General features: G+C 71.5%; 20 protein-coding genes. 18 read left to right on the top strand and 2 right to left on the bottom strand.

The genetic code is table 11. The features are described from left to right. Positions 1–2: 2 nt before the first annotated feature. Both JSX79_RS18555 and JSX79_RS02160 read left to right on the top strand, forming a co-directional pair. On the top strand, positions 3–1,787 hold the full coding sequence (locus JSX79_RS18555) for an FHA domain-containing protein (RefSeq protein WP_229085030.1): 1,785 nt from the start codon (positions 3–5) through the stop codon (positions 1,785–1,787). A 98-nt stretch (positions 1,788–1,885) separates the two neighbouring features. Further along, positions 1,886–2,656, top strand: a complete 771-nt coding sequence (locus JSX79_RS02160; protein WP_229085029.1) for a hypothetical protein — start codon at positions 1,886–1,888, stop codon at positions 2,654–2,656. A gap of 32 nt (positions 2,657–2,688) precedes the next feature. On the opposite strand, the gene JSX79_RS02155 is transcribed toward JSX79_RS02160, so the two are convergent. Beyond that, positions 2,689–3,681 (bottom strand): asparaginase, encoded by a 993-nt coding sequence (locus JSX79_RS02155; protein ID WP_071296251.1) that lies wholly within the window; start codon positions 3,679–3,681, stop codon positions 2,689–2,691. 34 nt (positions 3,682–3,715) lie between these two features. Here JSX79_RS02155 and JSX79_RS02150 point away from each other — a divergent pair, with 34 nt between their 5' ends. From JSX79_RS02150 to rbfA, 12 genes are all read left to right on the top strand, one after another. Then, complete coding sequence (locus tag JSX79_RS02150) at positions 3,716–4,192, top strand: OsmC family protein (protein ID WP_070419068.1); 477 nt, start codon at positions 3,716–3,718, stop codon at positions 4,190–4,192. 6 nt (positions 4,193–4,198) lie between these two features. Next, complete coding sequence (locus tag JSX79_RS02145) at positions 4,199–5,170, top strand: FKBP-type peptidyl-prolyl cis-trans isomerase (protein WP_229085028.1); 972 nt, start codon at positions 4,199–4,201, stop codon at positions 5,168–5,170. A gap of 2 nt (positions 5,171–5,172) precedes the next feature. Continuing rightward, entirely contained in the window at positions 5,173–6,258 is a 1,086-nt protein-coding gene (gene dxr, locus JSX79_RS02140) for a 1-deoxy-D-xylulose-5-phosphate reductoisomerase (RefSeq protein WP_229085027.1), read from the top strand. Between the two features lie 127 nt (positions 6,259–6,385). Next, on the top strand, positions 6,386–7,720 hold the full coding sequence (locus tag JSX79_RS02135; RefSeq protein ID WP_229085026.1) for a site-2 protease family protein: 1,335 nt from the start codon (positions 6,386–6,388) through the stop codon (positions 7,718–7,720). Between the two features lie 35 nt (positions 7,721–7,755). Next, positions 7,756–9,201 (top strand): cytosine permease, encoded by a 1,446-nt coding sequence (locus JSX79_RS02130; protein WP_229085025.1) that lies wholly within the window; start codon positions 7,756–7,758, stop codon positions 9,199–9,201. Continuing rightward, the gene (locus JSX79_RS02125) at positions 9,198–9,758 is read left to right on the top strand and encodes a cysteine hydrolase family protein (protein ID WP_229085024.1); all 561 of its coding nucleotides are present in this window, start codon (positions 9,198–9,200) and stop codon (positions 9,756–9,758) included. The genes JSX79_RS02130 and JSX79_RS02125 overlap by 4 nt, the downstream gene beginning before the upstream one ends. A gap of 74 nt (positions 9,759–9,832) precedes the next feature. Continuing rightward, a complete protein-coding gene (ispG, locus tag JSX79_RS02120; protein ID WP_070419067.1) occupies positions 9,833–10,963 on the top strand; it encodes a flavodoxin-dependent (E)-4-hydroxy-3-methylbut-2-enyl-diphosphate synthase in 1,131 nt (376 codons plus the stop codon). Between the two features lie 192 nt (positions 10,964–11,155). Then, on the top strand, positions 11,156–12,907 hold the full coding sequence (locus tag JSX79_RS02115) for a proline--tRNA ligase (protein WP_229085023.1): 1,752 nt from the start codon (positions 11,156–11,158) through the stop codon (positions 12,905–12,907). Between the two features lie 173 nt (positions 12,908–13,080). Beyond that, complete coding sequence (gene nusA, locus JSX79_RS02110) at positions 13,081–14,076, top strand: transcription termination factor NusA (RefSeq protein ID WP_070416270.1); 996 nt, start codon at positions 13,081–13,083, stop codon at positions 14,074–14,076. A 66-nt stretch (positions 14,077–14,142) separates the two neighbouring features. Beyond that, on the top strand, positions 14,143–14,460 hold the full coding sequence (locus tag JSX79_RS02105; RefSeq protein ID WP_083294949.1) for a YlxR family protein: 318 nt from the start codon (positions 14,143–14,145) through the stop codon (positions 14,458–14,460). 75 nt (positions 14,461–14,535) lie between these two features. Beyond that, positions 14,536–17,388 (top strand): translation initiation factor IF-2, encoded by a 2,853-nt coding sequence (infB, locus tag JSX79_RS02100; protein ID WP_071296258.1) that lies wholly within the window; start codon positions 14,536–14,538, stop codon positions 17,386–17,388. Between the two features lie 89 nt (positions 17,389–17,477). After that, on the top strand, positions 17,478–17,927 hold the full coding sequence (gene rbfA, locus JSX79_RS02095; protein ID WP_229085022.1) for a 30S ribosome-binding factor RbfA: 450 nt from the start codon (positions 17,478–17,480) through the stop codon (positions 17,925–17,927). Between the two features lie 9 nt (positions 17,928–17,936). On the opposite strand, the gene JSX79_RS02090 is transcribed toward rbfA, so the two are convergent. Then, on the bottom strand, positions 17,937–18,848 hold the full coding sequence (locus JSX79_RS02090; protein ID WP_229085017.1) for an A/G-specific adenine glycosylase: 912 nt from the start codon (positions 18,846–18,848) through the stop codon (positions 17,937–17,939). Between the two features lie 52 nt (positions 18,849–18,900). Here JSX79_RS02090 and JSX79_RS02085 point away from each other — a divergent pair, with 52 nt between their 5' ends. The 4 genes from JSX79_RS02085 to JSX79_RS02070 all read left to right on the top strand — a co-directional run bounded on the left by JSX79_RS02085 (position 18,901) and on the right by JSX79_RS02070 (position 21,202). Further along, positions 18,901–19,347 carry a hypothetical protein gene (locus JSX79_RS02085; RefSeq protein WP_092386977.1) on the top strand — a complete coding sequence of 149 codons (447 nt, stop codon included), beginning with the start codon at positions 18,901–18,903 and terminating at the stop codon, positions 19,345–19,347. A gap of 28 nt (positions 19,348–19,375) precedes the next feature. Next, positions 19,376–20,317 carry a tRNA pseudouridine(55) synthase TruB gene (gene truB, locus JSX79_RS02080; RefSeq protein ID WP_229085015.1) on the top strand — a complete coding sequence of 314 codons (942 nt, stop codon included), beginning with the start codon at positions 19,376–19,378 and terminating at the stop codon, positions 20,315–20,317. After that, complete coding sequence (locus JSX79_RS02075) at positions 20,314–20,679, top strand: hypothetical protein (protein WP_070416264.1); 366 nt, start codon at positions 20,314–20,316, stop codon at positions 20,677–20,679. Before truB ends, JSX79_RS02075 begins: the two co-directional genes overlap by 4 nt. 79 nt (positions 20,680–20,758) lie before the next feature. After that, positions 20,759–21,202 carry a hypothetical protein gene (locus JSX79_RS02070; RefSeq protein WP_070416263.1) on the top strand — a complete coding sequence of 148 codons (444 nt, stop codon included), beginning with the start codon at positions 20,759–20,761 and terminating at the stop codon, positions 21,200–21,202. The last annotated feature ends 4 nt before the right edge of the window (positions 21,203–21,206 follow it).

Below are 21,206 nucleotides of genomic sequence, written 5' to 3'. Positions count from 1 at the left end.
CCGTGACCGCTGCGGCGAGTCGGCGCCCGGTCGCGACGCCCCCCGTCGAGCAGGCACCGCCGCCGCCGCTCCAGCAGCCGGACCTGCACGGACGCCGTCAGGACCCCGCGGCCGAGGCCTGGCTGCCCGAATCGACCCTCGACCCCGCGACCCGTGCCTGGCTGACGGGTGCGGACCGTGGTGGCGAGCAGCAGCCCGCGGCCGTGCCGGTCGAGCGTCCCGACGACTTCACGCCCCGGACGGCACCGAGCCACGTGCACGGGAGCGGCTCCGGGCTGACCGACTGGTCCGGGCAGCAGCCGGGTGGGGTCGGCCCGTCGGAGCCCGCTCGTCCGTCGGAGCCGTCCCAGCCCGACGAGCCGATCGCTCCGCGTGCGCCGGAGGTGCCGTTCACCCCGCAGCCGCCCGAGCCGCCGCTCGACCCGGACGCGTACCCGTCCGACGCCGACGCGGCGGACCCGAACGCCGTCTCGGCCTCCGCCTCGCCAGAGGGGGAGGACCCCGAGGTCACCCGCATCGCCGAGCGCCCAGCCGCCCAGCGCTGGGCGCCACCAGCAGAGCAGGCCGCTGCACCGGCGCCGTCCGGGCCCTCGTGGTGGGTCGGACGATCCACGGCTGCGAACGACTCCGCTGCGGACGCCGCGGACGCGACTCCCGGCACCGTCGGTACTCCGGACGCGGTCGTCTCTCCGCCGCAGCCCGGTGACACCGCGGTCGTCGAGCCCTTGGTCGACCGACGCCCGCCGCGCCCGGCGCCGCTGGTCACTCCGGGCTCGCAGGCGACGACGTGCCACGTGTGCGGGCACCGTCTCGAGCCCGACGACATCTTCTGTGCCGAGTGCGGCGCCGTGCGGCCCGCCGTGACCGCGGCGTTCACCGGACCCATCGTGCCGCTCCCGATGGACCGACCAGACTGGGCGGCGGACGACGCCGCCGAGACTCCCGACGACGCGGTTGACGCTCCGGACGACGCGGCGGACGCTCCGGATGACGAGGTCACCGACGACGACGTCGCCGAGGTGTCGGATGACGCTGCTCCGGACGTCGTGCGTGACGGCGATGCGCTGCCGGAGCCTGCGGTGGCCGACGACGGCGCCGAGGGCTCCGAGGGCTCCGCCGGTGTGCTCCCTTCGTGGGTGAACGGTGGCGGCGACGGTGCACCCGCCGGCGACACCCCGCTCCGACCGCGCGGTCTGCACGCGGCCCCGGAGCCCGAGTCACCAGCCGTCGGCACACCCTTCGTCCCGCCCGCTCCCGGTTCCGCGACCGTCCCGTCGTCGGCACCCTCAGCACAGGACAGCGGCGCGATCGGAGTACCGACGGCCGCGCCGCTGCCGCCGCTGCCCGGGGTGGACGACGCCGCGCGCCCGGCACCGTCGGTGATCGACGCTCCGACGAGCGCCGACGGTGACCTCGAGGACGACGTCGACGAGACCCGCATCGTCTCCGCGACCCCGACCCATGCGCCCTTCGTGCTGCACTTCAGCACCGGGGAGCGCTTCGGCGTGCACGGCACCGGCCTCGTCGGGCGACTCCCGCGCCCCCAGCCCGGGGAACGGTTCGACGACCTGCTGACCGTCCACGACCCGGGCAAGTCCGTGTCGAAGACCCACCTCGAGCTCGGGCGCGACGGCGACGACCTGTGGGTGTCCGACCGGTTCTCGGGCAACGGCACCGTCGTCCGGCACATCGACGGGTCGATCCGTCGCTGCGAGCCGGGCCGCCGCTACCGGGTCGAGCGCGGCGCGCGGGTGGACATCGGGGAGCAGTTCTTCCTCGTGCAGTGACGGTGGGGGAGTCCTCCACAGCGGTGTGATCGTCAGCGCTCTCCACAGTTCGGTGGCTGAGCGTCGGTGGCCGCGGGGTCGTGTGGTGCTCTGGAGGCATGAGCCCCTTCACCGCCCGCTGCACCCTGGTCGGCGCAGCGGTGGTGCTGCTCGTGGTGGGGCTCGTCGTGCGGGTCGAGTGGCCGTCGCGCGCCGTGCTCCTCGGAGCGGCGGGGTGTTGCGCGGTGCTCGACGTCCTCGTGGTCCGCGCGACCAGGGTCCGTCGCTCCCGCGGCGCCGAGTGCGTGGCGGACGTGGTGGCCCTGGTGCCGACACCGTCCGGACAGCCGGGCCCCGTGGACGGGGCCGTCGGGACGGGGACGCACCGGCGGCCCATCGTCCTCGGCACGGCGTCGAACGGCTGTGAGCTCGCCGTCGACGACCGGTCGCGGCCCCACATCGTCGTGATCGGGTCCGGCGTGCTCGCGCTGGCGGTGTTCCGGGCCGTCGTGTCGCAGGTCCGCGCCGCGGCCGGTCCGGACGACGAGGTCCGAGCCGCGTGTGGTGCCGAAGCGCGCGCGGTGGTGGCTGCGGGGGCCGATCACTGCCCGGCGATGCCCTCCGGCACGGCCGCCGTCGTGGTCGACCGCCCAGCCCACACAGCGAGCCCCGAGCGCCCACCCCGCGCAGCGAGCCCCGAGCGCCCGGACCGGGCGTGCTCGCCGACCCGCACGACCGTGGTCCTCGTACCCGGCCTCAGCGTCCTGCCCCGGCACTGGGACGTCGCCGTCGAGGTCACCCGCCACGGATGCGCCGTCCGGCACCCGCACGAACGGCGGGGTACTCCCGTGGCACCGGCACTCCCGCAACTGCAGGACGAACCCGGATGACCCCGGCACGGGGCCTTCCCACGAACCCTCCCTCAGCGCAGCCCGGACCCAGCCCGCAGCGTCCCCACCGGCACCCCGCCACCGAGCACCTGCTCGCCCGTGGCCGCCATCACGTCCGCGACCCCCGCCGCGTCCACGATGCCGTTGCGCTCGAGCAGCGTGAGGGCCGCGAGCGTCCCGGACCGCTGCGCGCCGTCCAGGGTCTTGACCGCGACCGCTGCACCACCGGGCAGCCCCATCACCATGACGCCCTCGGCGCCGAGCTTCGCCAGCACCCGGAGTCGCTCGATCGTCACCGTGTTCGCCCGACCGATGCCGTCGATGGCCCAGGGGTGGTCGAGCACCGCGTCGGTGAGCGCTGCCGTGTCGGACTCGGCCCGCGCGACGACACCGGCGAAGCCCCGGGCGAGTCCGGCAAGCGTCAGGGGGAACACCGGGGCCCCGCACCCGTCGGTCCCGACGACGTCGACGGTCTCGTGGGTGAACTCCTCGACGGTCTCGCGGACGCGCTGCTGCAGCGGGTGCGCCATCTCGAGGTAGGTCTCCTCGTCCCAGCCGTTCACCCGGCACGCCGCGAGCATGCCCGCGTGCTTGCCGGAGCAGTTCATGGCGAGGCGCCTCGGCTCGGTCATGGTCCGGGCGGTGGCGCGGTCGAACGGCATGTCCGGCGGGCAGCCGAGGTCCGACTCGACGTGGTCGTACGACTCGAGCATGTGCAGCGCGATGGCCTGGTGCGCGGGGGTGCCGGCGTGGCTCGCGGTGGTGAGGACGAGCTCCTCGTCGGAGAACACGGCTCCGGCGCGGCGGACCGCGAGCGCCTGGAAGGGCTTCATCGTGGAGCGGGGGTAGACGCTGGCCTGCACGTCACCGACGGCGTCGATCACGGTGCCGTCCGCGGCGACGACGACCCCGGCACCGACGTGTCGGCTCTCGTCGAACCCGTTGCGGTCGAGGACCGCCAGTTCGACCGACCCCTCGGCGGTGAGAGGATGGCGGTCAGTGTGGACGTCGGAGAGCACCGTCATGCCGCAATCGTACTGATCCTGTGAGGAGCCCACCGTGTCCGACCACTCCTACGAGGTCTCCGTCCACTGGACCGGCGACCGCGGCACCGGAACGAGCGGCTACCGCGACTACGGGCGCGACCACGACGTCCGCGCCGCGGGCAAGCACGGCATCGAGGGCTCCGCCGACCCGACGTTCCGCGGGGACCGCGACCGCTGGAACCCCGAGGAGCTCGTCGTCGCGTCCCTCGCCCAGTGCCACATGCTGAGCTACCTCCACGTCGCCGTGACCGAAGGCTTCACCGTCGTCGACTACGAGGACCGCGCCACGGCCAGCCTCAACCTCAACCGCGACGGCTCCGGGGAACTCACCGAGGCGACGCTGCACCCGGTGGTCACCATCCTCGAGGCGGACCGCGTCGCCGACGCCGAGGCCGCCCACGCCACCGCGAACAGCCTCTGCTTCATCGCACGCTCGGTGGCCTTTCCTGTGCACCACGTCCCGCACACCAAGGTCCGTGCGGCAGACTAGGTCCTCGTGAAGCGTCTGCGTCTCCTCCCGATCGCCCTCGTCCCCGCCGTCGTGCTGGGACTCGCCGCGTGCTCCGGATCCGGGTCGAGCGACTCGACCGCCACCCCGAGTGCGTCGTCGAGCGCGACCGCCGCGGCCATCACGTCCTGCCCCGACCCGGGTTCGGCGTCGAAGGCGATCACGGTGTCCGGTGCGTTCGGCGGCAGCACGGCACCGACGGTGAAGTTCACGGGCGGCCTCACGGCGAGCAAGCCCCAGGCGAGCACGGTCGTGCGCGGCAAGGGTGCGTCGCTGGACGAGGGCGACTACGCGCAGGTCTCGTACAGCGTGTACCAGGCGTCGGACGCGAAGAAGCTCGGCACGGTCGGCTTCGACCAGGGCAACCCGCAGGTCCTCTCGGTGGGCGGTTCGGGCTTCGGCGCCCTCCTGGCGTGCTCGAAGGTCGGTGACCGCATCGCGGCGGTCGGTCAGTCGTCGGCGCTCGGCTTCAACACCGGCGGCGAGATCGTCGTCGTCGCCGACGTCGTGGCGCAGACCCCGACGAAGGCCACCGGGAAGGCCCAGGAGCAGGACCCGAAGCTCCCGACCGTGCAGGACAAGGCGGACGGCGAGCCGGAGATCACGATCCCCAAGGGCGTCGCGGCACCGTCGAAGACCACGCCCGAGGTCATCAAGCAGGGCACCGGCGACACCATCGCCGACGGCGACACCGCGCTCGTGCAGTACAAGGGCGTCGTCTACGACACCGGCAAGGAGTTCGACTCCTCGTGGTCGAAGGGCGTCCCGACGACCTTCACCATCTCCGAGGGCTCGCTCATCAAGGGCTTCGTGACCGGGCTGGTCGGCCAGAAGGTCGGCTCGCAGGTCCTCATCGTCGTCACGCCGGAGGACGGCTACGGCGCGAACCCGCAGGAGGGCTCGGGCATCCCGAAGAACGCCACGCTCGTCTTCGTCGTCGACATCCTCGCCAAGGGCTGACCGTGCGCCAGAAGCGGCGCATCGCGATCCTCGGCAGCACCGGCTCGATCGGCACCCAGGCACTCGACGTCGTCGCCCGCAACCCCGACCGCTTCGAGGTCGTCGGCCTCACCGCCGGCAGCAACCGCACCGTGGTCGCCGAGCAGGCCGAACGCTTCGGCGTCCGTGACACCGCGTTCGGCGCCGCGGACACCGAACGCCTGGTCCGCAGCGTCGAGGCCGACGTCGTCCTCAACGGCATCACCGGGTCGGTCGGCCTCGGCCCCACCCTGGCCGCGCTCGAGTCCGGCGCCACGCTGGCGCTGGCGAACAAGGAGAGCCTCATCGTGGGCGGCCCGCTGGTGCAGGCCGCCGCGGCACCCGGCCAGATCGTCCCGGTCGACAGCGAGCACTCCGCCATCGCCCAGGCGCTCCGCTCCGGCACGACGGACGAGGTCCGCCGGCTCGTGCTCACCGCGAGCGGCGGCCCGTTCCGCGGGCGCTCGCGCGCGGACCTCACGGACGTCACCCCGGCCGAGGCGCTCGCGCACCCGACGTGGGACATGGGCCTCGTGGTCACGACGAACTCCGCGACGCTCGTCAACAAGGGCCTCGAGGTCATCGAGGCCCACCTGCTCTTCGGCGTCCCCTACGACCGCATCGACGTGACGGTGCACGCGCAGTCGATCGTGCACTCGATGGTCGAGTTCGTCGACGGCTCGACGATCGCACAGGCATCGCCGCCGGACATGCGGCTGCCCATCGCCCTCGGTCTCGCGTGGCCCGACCGGGTCCCGGGCGTCGGGGTGCCGCTCGACTGGACGACGGCGAGCACCTGGACGTTCGAGCCCCTCGACGACGAGGCCTTCGGTGCGGTCGCCCTCGCGAAGCGCGTCGGACAGCTCGGGGGCACGTTCCCGGCCGTGTTCAACGCGGCGAACGAGCAGGCCGTGGCCGCGTTCCACGCGGGTGCGATCGGTTTCCTCGACATCGTCGACACGGTCGAGCGCGTGGTCGACGAGCACACGGCGGGGGAGCCCTCCCTCGAGGGTGTGCTGGCAGCGGAGCGCTGGGCGCGCGCCGCGGCCGACCGCATGCTGTCCCGCTGAGGCGAGTCGCGCCTCCCGTCCGTCAGCACGGCTGCGGGAGCAGACGGACAGGGCGGTCCAGGAGGCGCGGCGCACCTCCCAGGGTGCGCTCGGCTCGGTCATGGGAACCGTCCCGTACCCTTTCCCGGTGACCGTCGAAACCGTCCTGCTCTTCGTCCTCGGCGTGGTCGTCTTCATCATCGGCCTGCTGGTCTCGATCGGACTCCACGAGCTCGGACACCTGTCCTTCGCGAAGCTGTTCAACGTCAAGGTGACCCAGTACTCACTCGGCTTCGGCAAGGCGTTATGGTCGTTCAGGCGGGGCGAGACCGAGTACGGCATCCGCCCGATCCTGCTCGGCGGCTACATCTCGATGGTCGGCATGCTCAAGCCGCGGGCGTCCGGGCGACCGAGTGCGATCACGAACACGGGCATGTACGGCGCCTTCGTGCAGGACGCACGGCAGGCGAGCGCCGAGCAGATCGCGGACTCCGGCGGCGACGACTCGCGTGCGTTCTACCGGTTGACCCCGTGGAAGCGGATCATCGTGATGGTCGCTGGTCCGGCGATGAACCTCGTGATCGGCATCGTGCTGTTCGGGGTGCTGCTCGTCGGGTTCGGTGCGCCGACGACCACGTTCACGTCGAGCGTCGACTGCGTGCTGCCGACGAGCCAGGCGACGACGTGCACCTCCGGGGACGCCGTCTCGCCGGCGAAGCAGGCCGGCATCCGGTCTGGTGACGTCGTGCTCTCGGTCGACGGGAAGCAGGACCCGACGATCGCCCAGGTCTCCGAGGTCTTCCAGCGGTCCGCCGGCGAGGACGTCACCGTCGTGGTGTCCCGTGACGGCGCCGAGAAGACGCTGCACATCACGCCGACGACCGCCACGCGGGACGTCTACACCGCCGACGGCACGGTCGCGAAGAACGACGACGGCAGCACGAAGACGCAGCAGGTCGGCGTCGTCGGCGTGAGCATCGGCCAGTCGCTCGTGCGGCAGTCGCCGGCCGCGGTGCTGCCGGCCACCGGGGCGCAGATCTCGGCGTCGGCGCACCTCATCATCGACCTGCCGCAGCGCCTGGTCGCGGTGTGGAACGCGGCGTTCGGCTCGCAGGAGCGATCGCAGGACAGCCCCGTGTCGGTCGTCGGCGTCGGCCGCGCGATCGGCGAGGTCTCGTCGATGAGCGGCGTGCCGGTGGTCGACAAGGCGTACACGATCCTCGGACTGCTCGCCTCGCTGAACATCGGCCTGTTCGTCCTCAACATGGTGCCGCTGCTCCCGCTGGACGGCGGCCACATCGCCGGCGCCCTGTGGGAGGCCGTGAAGCGCCGCTCCTTCAAGTTGGTCGGCAAGGCGGACCCGGGGCCGATCGACCTCGCGAAGACGATGCCGCTGACGATGGTCGTCGTGGTCCTGCTCGCGGGCATGAGCGCCCTGCTCATCTACGCCGACATCGTGCGCCCCGTGAACCTGTTCGGGTAGCGACGAGGTCTCGGCCGCGCACTACGCTTTCGCACATGAGCACAGCTCCGGAAGTCCGCACGGTCGAGCGGCAGGGCACCGACGTCATCGCCGAGTTCGACCGGAAGGGACGTCCGAGGGACCTCTTCTGGCCGTGGTTCGCGGCGAACATCTCGGTGCTCGGCCTGTCGTACGGCTCGTTCGTCCTCGGGTTCGGCATCTCCTTCTGGCAGGCCACGATCGTCTCCGTCATCGGGGTCGCGTTCTCGTTCCTGCTGTGCGGGATCGTCGCCATCGCCGGTAAACGAGGCTCGGCACCGACGATGGTGCTCGGCCGCGCGGCGTTCGGCGTCCGGGGGAACCGGCTGCCGGCGTTCCTCAGCTGGATCCTCACCGTCGGGTGGGAGACCGCGCTCGCGTCGGCGGCGGTCCTGGCCACGTCGACGGTGTTCCGGGAGCTCGGGTGGGACGGCGGCGTCCTGACGAAGCTCGTCGCACTCGTGGTCGTCGCCGCACTCGTGGTCGGTGCGGGCATCGCCGGGTTCGACGTGATCATGCGGCTGCAGACGTGGATCACGGTCATCACCGCGGTGCTGACGATCGTCTACGTGGTGCTCGCGCTGCCCTCGATCGACCTCGGTGCGATCGCCGCGCTGCCGGCCGGGAGCGCCCAGAACGTCGTCGGCGCCCTCGTGCTCGTGATGACCGGGTTCGGCCTCGGTTGGGTCAACGCCGCCGCTGACTACTCGCGCTACCTGCCACGGTCGGCCTCGACCCGCGGGGTCGTCTGGTGGACCACGTTCGGCGGGGCGCTCGCGCCGATCGTGCTCGTCGTCCTCGGCGTCCTGCTCGCCGGCTCGTCGAAGGACCTCAACACGGCGATCGCCGCCGACCCGATCGGTGCGCTGACGACCGTGCTGCCGGTGTGGTTCCTCATCCCGTTCGCCCTCGTCGCCGTGCTCGGGCTCGTCGGCGGTGCGGTGCTCGACATCTACAGCTCCGGACTGGCCCTGCTGAGCGCCGGCATCCGCATCCCGAGGCCCGTCGCGGCCGGGGTCGACGGGGTCTTCATGGTGGCGGGCGCCGTGTACGTGGTGTTCTTCGCCGACTCGTTCATCCAGCCGTTCCAGGCGTTCCTCGTGACGCTCGGCGTGCCGATCGCCGCGTGGTGCGGGATCTTCGTCGCCGACGTCGTGATCCGCCGGGCTCCGTACGCCGAGCGGGAGCTCGAGGACCGCCGTGGCCGGTACGGCGACGTGCGCTGGCTCGCCGTCGGCCTCGTCGTCGTGGGGACCGCGCTCGGCTGGGGCCTGGTGACGAACACGTACGGCGTGCCGTCCTGGCTCAACTGGCAGGGGTACCTGCTCGAGCCATTCGGCCTCGGCGGGCGAACCGGCGCTTGGGCGTACGCGAACCTCGGGGTGCTCGTGGCGCTCGTCGTCGGGTTCCTCGGCACCCTGCTGTTCGCCCGCGGCTCGGTCCGCCGGCAGGAGCAGGCATGAGCGCGGTCGAGGCCGCCGTCGCCGGGGTACCGGAGGACGCGTGGCTCGTCGTCGTCGACATGCAGGAGGTCTTCACGGGTGAGAGCCCCTGGGCCACCGGGCGCTTCGACCACGCCGCCGCCGGGATCGAGCGCCTGCTCCCGCGGTTCACCGGCCGCACGGTGTTCACCCGCTTCGTCGCTCCGGAGCACCCGCGGGGTGCCTGGGTGCCCTACTACCAGGACTGGTCGTTCGCGCTCGTGCCGGGCACCGACCCGCTCTGGGACCTGACCGAACCGTTCGCGACGGCCGCGGCGGACCGACGCGACCCCGTCGTCACCGAGACGACCTTCGGCAAGTGGGGGACGCGCCTCCAGGCCGTCACCGGCGACCACCCGCACCTCGTCCTGGTCGGGGTGTCCACCGACTGCTGCGTCCTGTCGACCGCGCTGGCGGCCGCGGACGCCGGCGCGACGGTGACCGTCGTGGCGGACGCGTGCGCCGGGGCGAGCGACGAGGACCACGAGCGCGCCCTCGCGGCGATGCGGCTCTACGCGCCGCTGATCACCGTCGTCTGAGCATCACGCGTGCGCGGGGCTGGGCGTCACCGGGAGCGCGTAGAGTGCACCTCGTGCCTGCAGTGAACCTCGGTCTGCCGAAAGTCCCCGAAACCCTGAGCCCGCGCCGCAAGTCCCGGCAGATCCGGGTCGGCAAGGTGCTCGTGGGCGGCGACGCGCCGGTGTCCGTCCAGTCGATGACCACGACGCCGACGACGAACATCAACGCGACCCTCCAGCAGATCGCCGAGCTCACGGCGTCCGGCTGTGACATCGTCCGCGTGGCGGTGCCGAGCCAGGACGACGCCGACGCGCTGCCGATCATCGCGAAGAAGTCGCAGATCCCGGTGATCGCCGACATCCACTTCCAGCCGAAGTACGTCTTCCAGGCCATCGACGCCGGGTGCGCCGCGGTCCGCGTGAACCCGGGCAACATCCGGAAGTTCGACGACCAGGTCGGCGCCATCGCCAAGGCCGCGAAGGACGCCGGCGTCTCGCTCCGCATCGGCGTCAACGCCGGTTCCCTCGAGCCGAGCCTGCTGCAGAAGTACGGCAAGGCCACGCCCGAGGCGCTCGTCGAGTCCGCCGTGTGGGAAGCCTCCCTGTTCGAGGAGCACGACTTCCACGACTTCAAGATCTCGGTCAAGCACAACGACCCGATCGTCATGGTGAAGGCCTACCGGCAGCTCGCCGCGGCGGGGGACTGGCCGCTGCACCTCGGCGTGACCGAGGCCGGCCCGGAGTTCCAGGGCACCATCAAGAGCGCCACGGCGTTCGGTATCCTGCTGGCCGAGGGCATCGGCGACACCATCCGCGTGTCCCTCTCCGCCCCGCCTGCGCAAGAGGTCAAGGTCGGCCTGCAGATCCTGCAGTCGCTCAACCTCCGCGAGCGCAAGCTCGAGATCGTCTCGTGCCCCAGCTGCGGCCGGGCCCAGGTCGACGTCTACCAGCTGGCGAACGACGTGACGAAGGGGCTCGAGGGCATGACCGTGCCGCTCCGCGTCGCCGTCATGGGCTGTGTCGTGAACGGCCCGGGCGAGGCGCGTGAGGCCGACCTCGGCGTCGCGTCCGGCAACGGCAAGGGGCAGATCTTCGTCAAGGGCGAGGTCATCAAGACGGTTCCGGAAGCCGAGATCGTCGAGACCCTGATCACCGAGGCGAACCGTCTCGCCGACGAGATGGGGCCGGCGGCCGGCACCGGCAAGCCGCTCGTCGTCACGTCGTAGGCGGGCGCGGGCGCGGGCGCGCTTTCGTGAGCAGAAGAGGTCGGGTCGCGCGAACGCACCCGACCTCTTCTGCTCACGAAGTGCCGCACACCGGACCGAACGCAGGACGGGAGGCACGGTGCCAGCCCGCACCGCGCCTCCCGACCGCAGACGCCCGCCGCACCCACTCCCACGCGCCGCTAGGCTTGCCCCGTGGTCACACGGCTTTCGCATCTGTTCCTCCGTACGCTCCGCGACGACCCCTCCGACGCCGAGGTGACGAGCGCGAAGCTCCTCGTCCGCGCCGGCTACGTCCGTCGCCAGTCCCCGGGGATCTTCGCGTGGTTGCCGCTCGGTCTGAGGGTCCGCGCCCGCATCGAGGCGATCATCCGCGACGAGATGGTCGCCGCCGGCGCGCAGGAGGTCCTGCTCCCGGCGCTCCTGCCGCGCGAGCCGTACGAGGCGACGAACCGCTGGACCGAGTACGGCGACGGCATGTTCCGCCTGCAGGACCGCAAGGGCGCCGACTACCTGCTCGCGCCCACGCACGAGGAGATGTTCGCGCTCCTGGTGAAGGACCTGTACGGCTCGTACAAGGACCTCCCCGTCACGCTGTTCCAGATCCAGGACAAGTACCGCGACGAGGCACGCCCCCGCGCCGGACTCCTGCGCGGCCGCGAGTTCACCATGAAGGACGCGTACTCGTTCGACCTCACCGACGAGGGCCTCGAGCGCAGCTACCAGGTCATGCGCGACGCCTACGAGAAGATCTTCGCCCGACTCGGCCTCGAGTACGTCATCGTCAAGGCGGACGCCGGCGCGATGGGCGGGTCGAAGTCCGAGGAGTTCCTGCACCCGATCGGCGTCGGCGAGGACACCTTCGTCCGCAGTGCCGGCGGCTACGCGGCCAACGTCGAGGCCTACGTCACCCCGGTGCCGGACGCCCTGCCGATCGAGGGACAGCCCGAGCCCGTGCTCCTGCCCGCGTCGGACACGCCGACGATCGAGACGCTCGTGGCGCACGCGAACGAGATCGCCCCGCGCGAGGGCGCTCCCTGGACGGCCGCCGACACGCTGAAGAACGTCGTGCTCGCCCTGACGCACCTCGACGGCACGCGCGAGATCGTCGTCATCGGGCTCCCCGGTGACCGCGACGTCGACCTGAAGCGCGCCGAGGTGGCCTTCGCCCCGGCCGAGGTCGAGCCCGCCGGTGACGACGACTTCCGCAAGCACACGGGCCTGGTCAAGGGCTACATCGGCCCGCAGGTCCTCGGCGCCGAGAGCACGACGGGCATCCGCTACTTCGTCGACCCCCGCGTGGTCGACGGCACCGCGTGGATCACGGGCGCGAACGAGCGCGGCGTGCACGTCTCCGGCCTCGTCGCCGGTCGTGACTTCGTGGCCGACGGCGTCGCCGAGGTGTCCGACGTCCGCGCCGGCGACCCGGCCCCCGACGGCTCCGGCCCGCTCGAGACTGCCCGCGGCATGGAGATCGGGCACGTCTTCCAGCTCGGCCGCAAGTACGCCGAGGCGCTCGGCCTCAAGGTGCAGGACGAGAACGGCAAGCTCGCCACGGTCACGATGGGCTCGTACGGCATCGGCGTGACGCGCATCCTCGCGATCCTCGCCGAGGCGCACAACGACGAGAAGGGCCTCGCCTGGCCGAAGAACGTCGCACCGTTCGACGTGCACGTCGTCGCGACCGGCAAGGACGAGGTCGCCTACGACCTGGCCACGTCGATCGTCACCGAGCTCGAGGGTGAGCGGTTCGAGGTCCTCTACGACGACCGTCCGAAGGTCTCGCCCGGCGTGAAGCTGCGCGACGCCGAGCTGCTCGGCATGCCGATCGTCGTCGTCGCCGGTCGCGGCGCCGCCGACGGCGTCGTCGAGCTGTGGAACCGGGCGAGCGGCGAACGCCGCGACGTGCCGGTCGCCGAGCTACTCGAGGCGGTCCGCGCGATCTAGCGGGTCACGTCCTCGACGTGACGACACGGCGGACGGGAGGCACGGTGCCAGCTGGCACCGTGCCTCCCGTCCGTCGTCCGGCCGGGTCCGTCACCCGCAGTGCGGTAGTCTGGTCGCCGACTTCCGCGCGGTTCCATCCGCGGGAGCGACTCATCTGAATACGGAGGCCCTCGGTGAAGATCGATCTCGCAGTCCTGCGACTCATGGAGCGTGAGCGGGAGATCCCGTTCGACGAACTCGTCCAGATCATCGAACAGGCCATCCTGACGGCATACCAGAAGCACCGCACCGAGAACGAGGAGCCCGTCGACGCGGACGTCCGCGTCGAGCTCGACCGCAAGTCGGGCGAGGTCTCGGTCTACGTGCCCGAGCGCGATGACGAGGGCACCGTGATCGGCGAGGCCGTCGACCAGCCCAGCGACTTCGGTCGCATCGCCGCGTTCGCCGCCAAGCAGGTCATCAACCAGCGCCTGCGCGACATCGGCGACGACAAGATCCTCGGCGAGTTCCGCGGCAAGGAAGGCGACATCGTCGCGGGCATCGTCCAGCAGGGCCCGAACCCGAAGATGGTGCACGTCGACCTCGGCACGGTCGAAGCGATCCTTCCGCCGGAGGAGCAGGTGCCCGGCGAGGACTACAAGCACGGTGCACGGTTGCGCGTCTACGTGACGAGCGTCGGCCGCGGCATGAAGGGCCCGCAGATCACGGTCTCGCGCACCCACCCCGGCCTGGTCCGCAAGCTGTTCGCGCTCGAGGTCCCGGAGATCGCGTCCGGCGTCGTGGAGATCACCTCCCTCGCGCGCGAGGCCGGCCACCGCACGAAGATCGCGGTCAAGGCGAACGAGCCCGGTGTGAACGCGAAGGGTGCGTGCATCGGCGAACTCGGTGCCCGCGTCCGTGCCGTGACGACGGAGCTCGGCGCCGAGAAGATCGACATCGTCGACTACTCGTCCGACCTGGCGTCGTTCGTCGCCAGCGCCCTGTCGCCGGCCAAGGTGACGAGCGCCTTCGTGCTCGACGCCTCGACGAAGGCCGTCCGCGCCCTCGTGCCGGACTACCAGCTGTCGCTCGCGATCGGCAAGGAAGGGCAGAACGCCCGCCTCGCCGCGAAGCTCACGGGCGCCCGGATCGACATCCAGCCGGACTCGATCCTGGACGGCGAGGACTGACGGTTTCGCTCGTGGCACGTCCGGTCCGGGCGTGCCGGATCGCGGTCGTCGAGAGGGAGGAGTAAGGTGGTTCCCGTCAGAACATGCATCGGCAGTCGCCGTCGTGCTCCCCGGTCCTCCCTCCTCCGTGTCGTCGCCCTGAGCGACGGTCGTGTCGTGGCGGACCCGAAGGCAGTCATGCCGGGGCGGGGAGCGTGGCTCACCCCGACCGTCGAAGCACATGATCAGGCCGTCAAGCGCAAGGCGTACCGCCGGGCGCTCCGGCTCGATCATGAACCGGACACGTCCGCGGTGCGTGACTACCTCGAAGCGCTCCGGCGCCCCGAACCACAGGCACGCGACCAGGACATGACAGAACAGGCTGAACGGCTTATGGACAACTGATGAGCGGCTCGAAATGAGACCCGTCATCCATTGAGTCCTGCCCCTTGCACGGGGTGGGACCCGTGAAGGAGAACAGTGGCAAAACCACGCGTACACGAGATCGCATCCGAACTCGGTGTCGACAGCAAGACCGCAATGGAGAAGCTCAAGGAACTCGGCGAGTTCGTCAAGGGCCCGAGCTCCAGTGTCGAACCCCCCGTCGCGCGCAAGCTCCGTGCTGCGCTGCAGGCTGACGGCGCCTCGGCGTCGAAGCCCGCTGCGGCACAGACCCCGAGCGCGCCGGCCAAGACCGCGGCGCCGAAGTCGGGCGCACCGAAGCCCGGCGGCCCCCGCCCGGGTCCGGCCCGTCCGGCACCCACCCCCGAGCCCGAGCCCGAGGTGCAGGCGCCCGCCGCCGACGTGCCGACCCCGGCCGCCCCGAAGTCCGTCGCCCAGCGACAGGCCGAGGCCGAGGCTGCCCGCAAGGCCGCCGCTGCCGAGAAGGCCGCTGCCGAGAAGTCCGGCGACGCCGGTCCCGACGCAGCAGCCGAGCCGAAGGACGACGCCGTCAAGCCCGGCGGCGCACCGAAGCCCGGTGCCGCAGCCGGCCCCAAGCCGGGTGGCCCGAAGCCGGGCGCACGTCCCGGCAACAACCCCTACGCGTCGAGCCAGGGCATGGGCTCGCGCCCGCCGCGTCCGGGCAACAACCCGTACTCGTCCAACCAGGGCATGGGCCAGCGCCCCGCCGCCGGCGCCGGTGGCGGCAACGGCATCCCGCGTCCGGCCCCGCCGCGTCCGGGTGCTCCCCGTCCGGGCGCTCCGCGTCCCGGTGGTCCCGGCCAGGCAGGCCGTCCGAACGGCTTCGGGCAGCGCCCGGGCCAGGGTGGCGGCGGTCGTGGCGGCCCCGGTGGTCGTCCGGGCGGTGCCGGTGGTGCCGGTGGCGGCTTCCCGCGTCCGGCCTTCAGCGGCCCGCGTCCCGCCGGTGGCGGTGGCCGCGGTCGTGGCCCCGGTGGCGGTACCGCTGGTGCGTTCGGTCGTGGTGGCGGCAAGAGCCGTGCCCGCAAGTCGAAGCGGACGAAGCGCGCCGAGTACGAGATGCGGCAGGCGCCGTCGCTCGGCGGTGTGCAGGTCCCTCGTGGTGACGGCAACACGGTCGTCCGTCTGCGTCGCGGTGCGAGCATCTCGGACTTCGCGGACAAGATCGACGCGAGCCCCGGCAACCTGGTGACGGTGCTGTTCCACCTCGGTGAGATGGCGACCGCGACCGAGTCGCTGGACGAGGCCACGTTCGAGGTCCTCGGCGAGGAGCTGGGCTACAAGATCCAGATCGTCTCGCCGGAAGACGAGGACAAGGAGCTCCTCGAGGGCTTCGACATCGACCTCGAAGCCGAGCTGGACGACGAGGACGACTCGGTGCTGCAGCAGCGGCCCCCGGTGGTCACCGTCATGGGTCACGTCGACCACGGCAAGACCCGCCTGCTCGACGCGATCCGCAACTCGAAGGTCGTCGAGGGCGAAGCCGGTGGCATCACCCAGCACATCGGTGCGTACCAGATCGTCACCGAGCACGAGGGCATCGAGCGCCCGATCACCTTCATCGACACCCCGGGTCACGAGGCCTTCACGGCCATGCGTGCCCGTGGTGCCCAGGTGACGGACATCGCGATCCTCGTGGTCGCGGCGGACGACGGCATCATGCCCCAGACGATCGAGGCACTGAACCACGCGCAGTCGGCCGGTGTGCCGATCGTGGTCGCGGTGAACAAGATCGACAAGGAAGGCGCGAACCCGGCCAAGGTCCGCCAGCAGCTCACCGAGTACAACCTGGTGGCCGAGGAGTACGGCGGCGACGTCATGTTCGTCGACGTGTCGGCTCGTCAGAACATCGGCATCCAGGACCTCCTGGACGCCGTGCTGCTCACGGCCGACGCCGGTCTCGACCTGCGTGCGAACCCCGACAAGGACGCCCGCGGTGTGGCGATCGAAGCACGCCTCGACAAGGGCCGTGGTTCGGTTGCGACCGTGCTCATCCAGTCCGGGACGCTGCACGTCGGCGACGCCATCGTTGCGGGGACGGCCTACGGCCGCGTCCGTGCGATGACGGACGAGAACGGCGTGGCGGTCAAGGCCGCGACGCCGAGCCGTCCGGTCCAGGTGCAGGGTCTGTCCTCGGTGCCCCGCGCCGGTGACACCTTCCTCGTCACCGAAGAGGACCGCACGGCACGTCAGATCGCCGAGAAGCGTGAAGCCGCCGAGCGCAACGCCCAGCTGGCCAAGGCCCGCAAGCGCATCTCGCTCGAGGACTTCACCCGTGCACTCGAAGAGGGCAAGGTCGACTCGCTCAACCTCATCATCAAGGGTGACGTCTCCGGTGCCGTCGAGGCACTCGAGCAGTCGCTCCTGGACATCGAGGTCGACGACAGCGTCCAGCTCCGGATCCTGCACCGCGGCGTCGGTGCGATCACGGAGTCGGACATCGACCTGGCCACGATCGACAACGCGATCGTCGTCGGCTTCAACGTCCGCCCGGACGTCAAGGCCCGCGAGCGTGCAGCGCGCGAAGGCATCGACGTGCGCTTCTACTCGGTCATCTACAACGCACTCGAGGACATCGAGCAGTCCCTCAAGGGCATGCTCAAGCCCGAGTACGAAGAGGTCCAGTCGGGTGTCGCCGAGATCCGCGAGGTGTTCCGTTCCTCGAAGTTCGGCAACATCGCGGGTGTCATCGTCCGCTCCGGCACGATCACGCGCAACGCCAAGGCGCGCGTCATCCGAGAAGGCGTGGTGCTCGCCGATGGTCTGGCCATCGAGTCGCTGCGTCGCTTCAAGGACGACGTGACCGAGGTCCGCACGGACTTCGAAGCCGGTATCGGTCTGGGCAAGTTCAACGACATCCAGATCGGCGACGAGATCGAGACCACCGAGCTCGTCGAGAAGCCGCGCGACTGATCGCGTGACTACCCTGGGCCCCGGCTTCCTTCACGGGAGGTCGGGGCCCAGCCCCGTTCCAGAGCAAGACATCTCCACAGGAGGCACCCATGGCCGATCCGCAGCGCGCACGCAAGATGGCGGACCGCATCAAGGAAGTCGTCGCACGCCGACTCGACAAGGGCCTTCGCGACCCGCGACTCGGGTTCGTGACGATCACCGACGTCCGTGTGACCGGTGACCTGCAGCACGCGTCGATCTTCTACACCGTGTACGGCACCGACGAGGAGCGTGCCGACTCCGCCGCGGCGCTCAAGGCCGCGACCGGGATGCTCCGGTCCGAGGTCGGTAAGAACATCACCGCTCGTCTGACCCCGTCGCTCGAGTTCATCGCCGACGCCCTGCCGGAGACCTCGGCGCACATGGAGGACCTGCTCGTGCAGGCCCAGGTGCGCGACGAGCAGGTCCGTGCAGCCGCGGCCGGCGCGACCTACGCCGGCGACGCCGACCCGTACAAGCACGACGAGGACGAGGACGACGCCGACGCGGCGCGCGCCTGACCCGTCCGATCAGCCCTCGGGCAGCCGGTAGCCGCTCGCGTCGTCCCCGACGGCCAGTCCGTCGCGCAGGAGCGACGCGAGCGCCCGGTCCCGCTGCTCGGCGTCGGGCCACACCGGTTCGATCTCGTCGCGCGTGACGGGGACGTCGCTCGCGCGGAGCTCCGCCATGATGAGCCCGCGCACCTGCCGGTCGCTGCCGGCGAACTTCGCCTGCTTCGGCGCGCGTGGGCCCTCGTGCTCCGGGTAGCCGGCGGCCCGCCACGCGCAGCGGTCGGCGATCGGGCACGCGTCGCACGCGGGGGAGCGGGCGACGCAGACGAGCGCACCGAGCTCCATCACCGCGGCGTTCGTCGCTGCGGCGTCGTCACGGTCGTCCGGCAGCACCGACTCCATCAGCGGGAGGTCCTGCTTCGCCTTCGCCGGGCCCGGTTCGCCCTGGCCGAGCAGGGCGCGGGCGAGGACGCGCCGGACGTTCACGTCGACGACCGGGTGCCGGTCGCCGTACGCGAACACGGCGACCGCCCGGGCCGTGTAGTCCCCGATCCCGGGCAGCGCGAGCAGCGCGTCCACGTCCCGGGGCACCACGTTGTCGTGCTGCTCGGCGATCGCCGTCGCGGCCGCGTGCAGCGCGAGCGCCCGTCTCGGGTAGCCGAGCCGGTCCCAGGCACGTACCGCGTCCGCCGGGGGTGAGGCCGCGAGGTCCGCAGGCGTCGGCCAGCGGGTGAGCCATGCCTCCAGGCGGGGGACGACGCGCGCGACCTGGGTCTGCTGCAGCATGATCTCGCTGACCAGCGTGCCCCACGCGGGGAACCCGGGACGCCGCCACGGCAGGTCGCGCGCCTCGGCGCGGAACCACGCGATGAGCGGCGTCGCGATGTCCGTTCGTCGGGTCGCGTCCTGTGGACGGGTCGGGTTGTCCACATTCGGACTGGAGGCACGACTCGCGTTCACCACGACAGCCTACGGTGGGTGCATGGCACGTTGGGCACCCCAGGAGACCGACACCATGGCCGCGATCGCGGCCGAGGTGATCGCACAGGTCGGCACGAACCGGACGGTCGTCGGCATCGACGGACAGGACGGCGTCGACCTCGAACGCGTGGCCTCCGGGCTCGTCGACGGCTTCCAGCAGCACGGGGTGTCCGCGATGGCCGCCGCCGCACCGTCGAGCGACGTCGACGCGTTGCGGGCCGACCTCGTCGCGCCGTTCCGGTCCACCGGCGAGGGCCCCGGCATCCTCGTGGTGCACGGACACGGGGTGCTGGCACACGGTGCCCACCGACTCTGGCGCTGGTCGCTGTGGGTGGAGCAGGAGTCCGGGCGCCTCGAGCGCCGCGCGGACGTCAAGATCGCCGCGTCCGCGGTGCTCGACGTCACCGACCCCGAGCACCCGCGTCGCGAGTGGAACGACGCCTGCTGAGTCGCCGGAGCGCTGGTAATCTCCTCTGGTGCTCGAAACCGCGCCCGACGGCATCCTCCTCGTCGACAAGCCGCAGGGGATCTCCAGCCACCGGGTCGTCTCCATCGCCCGACGTCGGCTGGGCCTGAAGAAGGTCGGCCACGCCGGCACGCTCGACCCGATGGCGACCGGCCTGCTCCTGCTCGGGATCGGCCCGTCGACCCGGCTCCTGACCCACCTCGTCGGGCTCGGCAAGACCTACACCGCCACGATCCGTCTCGGGGTCTCGACCGACTCGGACGACGCCGACGGGACCCCCACCGCGGCGGTGGGCACGTCCTCGGCGGACGTGTCCGAGGCCGCGGTCGAGCGGGCCGTCGCCGCGCAGCGCGGACAGATCTCGCAGGTGCCGTCGACCGTCAGCGCCATCAAGGTCGACGGCCGCCGCGCCTACGACCTCGCGCGCAAGGGAGAAGCGGTCGTCCTGCAGTCCCGGACCGTGACGGTGTCGCGGTTCGACGTCACCGGCCGGGGCGACCGCGTCGTCTCCGTCGACGGCGAGGACGTGGCCGTGATCGACCTCGACGTGGTCGTGTCGTGCTCGTCCGGCACCTACGTGCGCGCGCTGGCCCGTGACGTCGGCGCCGCACTCGGCACCGGCGCCCACCTCACCGCGCTCCGCCGCACCGAGGTCGGCCCCTTCAGCGTCGACGACGCGATCGACCTCGAGGACGAGTCCGTCGACGTCCGGGCCGCACTCGCCCGACCGGTCGACGTCGCCCGCACCCTGTTCCCGTCCGTGCCGCTCGACGCGGCCGCGGCGAAGGACCTCGCCGACGGCAAACGCGTGGCGGCGGACCACCCGGACACCGACGGCCCGGTCGCGGCCGTCGCCACCGAGGGGGACCGGCTCGTCGGGCTCGTCTCGGTGCGTCGCGGACTGCTGCGCGTCATCACCAACTTCCCGACGGCATCGGGGGTGGGCGCGTGATCGAGTGGTTCATGTGGGTGCAGCTCGTCATCGCCGTGCTCGCCGGGCTCTTCGCGGTCGTCGTGGGGTTCATCGGCTGGAAGCCGAACGACTACACGGTCGGGTCGCTCGCGCTCATCGAGCTGCTGCTCCTCGCCCAGGGTGTGATCTCCCTCGTCCTGCCGGCCACGGGCAGCCCGCCGGTCGGCAACGCGCTCGAGTTCGGCGTGTACGCGGTCTCGGTGCTCCTCGTCCCGCCGGCGACCATCGTCTGGGCGCTCATCGACCGGACGAAGTGGAGCACGGTGGTCCTCGGGGCCGGTGCGTTCACGGTCGCGGTGATGGTCTACCGGATGTACCAGATCTGGTTCGCCCTGAACTGACCCGCTCGCGTGCCCTCGGCGACTGCGCGTTCGTCGTGGTGCGTCATCCTGGCCGCCCGCCGTCGGTAGAATCGGTGCAATGGCGACCAGATCCTCCCTCGCGACCGGCATCGGCCGCGTCCTCATCGCCGTCTACGGCATCCTCGCGCTGGCAGCGACGGGACGCAGCGTCGTGCAGATCATCGAGAAGTTCTCGTTCGCACCGTTCGCGTACACCCTCAGCGCCGTCGCCGCGGTCGTGTACATCGTCGCGATGATCGCCCTCATCGTGCCGGGTCGGTTCTGGTACCGCGTGGCCTGCGTCACGATCGTCTTCGAGATGACCGGCGTGCTCGTGATCGGCACGCTGTCGCTCTTCGACCGGCAGCTGTTCCCCGACGACACCATCTGGTCGTACTACGGCATGGGCTACGCCTTCGCGCCGCTGGTGCTGCCGGTGGCCGGACTCTGGTGGCTCCGCAAGCACCACCGCACCGCCACCGCGACCGAGACGACCCCGTCCGCCGTACCGGCCGGCGAGTAGGGAC

The sequence above is a fragment of the Curtobacterium sp. GD1 genome (assembly GCF_020882855.1).
Classification (GTDB): Bacteria; Actinomycetota; Actinomycetes; order Actinomycetales; family Microbacteriaceae; genus Curtobacterium.
The sequence above is the reverse complement of the archived record's forward strand: the minus strand, read 5'-3'. Positions and strand labels throughout refer to the sequence as shown.

Coding starts and splice junctions, on each gene's coding strand:
- JSX79_RS02160 (WP_229085029.1), top strand. CDS start 1,886: ATGAGCCCCTTCACCGCCCGCTGCACCCTGGTCGGCGCAGCGGTGGTG.
- JSX79_RS02155 (WP_071296251.1), bottom strand. CDS start 3,681: ATGACGGTGCTCTCCGACGTCCACACTGACCGCCATCCTCTCACCGCC.
- JSX79_RS02130 (WP_229085025.1), top strand. CDS start 7,756: ATGAGCACAGCTCCGGAAGTCCGCACGGTCGAGCGGCAGGGCACCGAC.
- JSX79_RS02125 (WP_229085024.1), top strand. CDS start 9,198: ATGAGCGCGGTCGAGGCCGCCGTCGCCGGGGTACCGGAGGACGCGTGG.
- rbfA (WP_229085022.1), top strand. CDS start 17,478: ATGGCCGATCCGCAGCGCGCACGCAAGATGGCGGACCGCATCAAGGAA.
- JSX79_RS02085 (WP_092386977.1), top strand. CDS start 18,901: ATGGCACGTTGGGCACCCCAGGAGACCGACACCATGGCCGCGATCGCG.
- JSX79_RS02070 (WP_070416263.1), top strand. CDS start 20,759: ATGGCGACCAGATCCTCCCTCGCGACCGGCATCGGCCGCGTCCTCATC.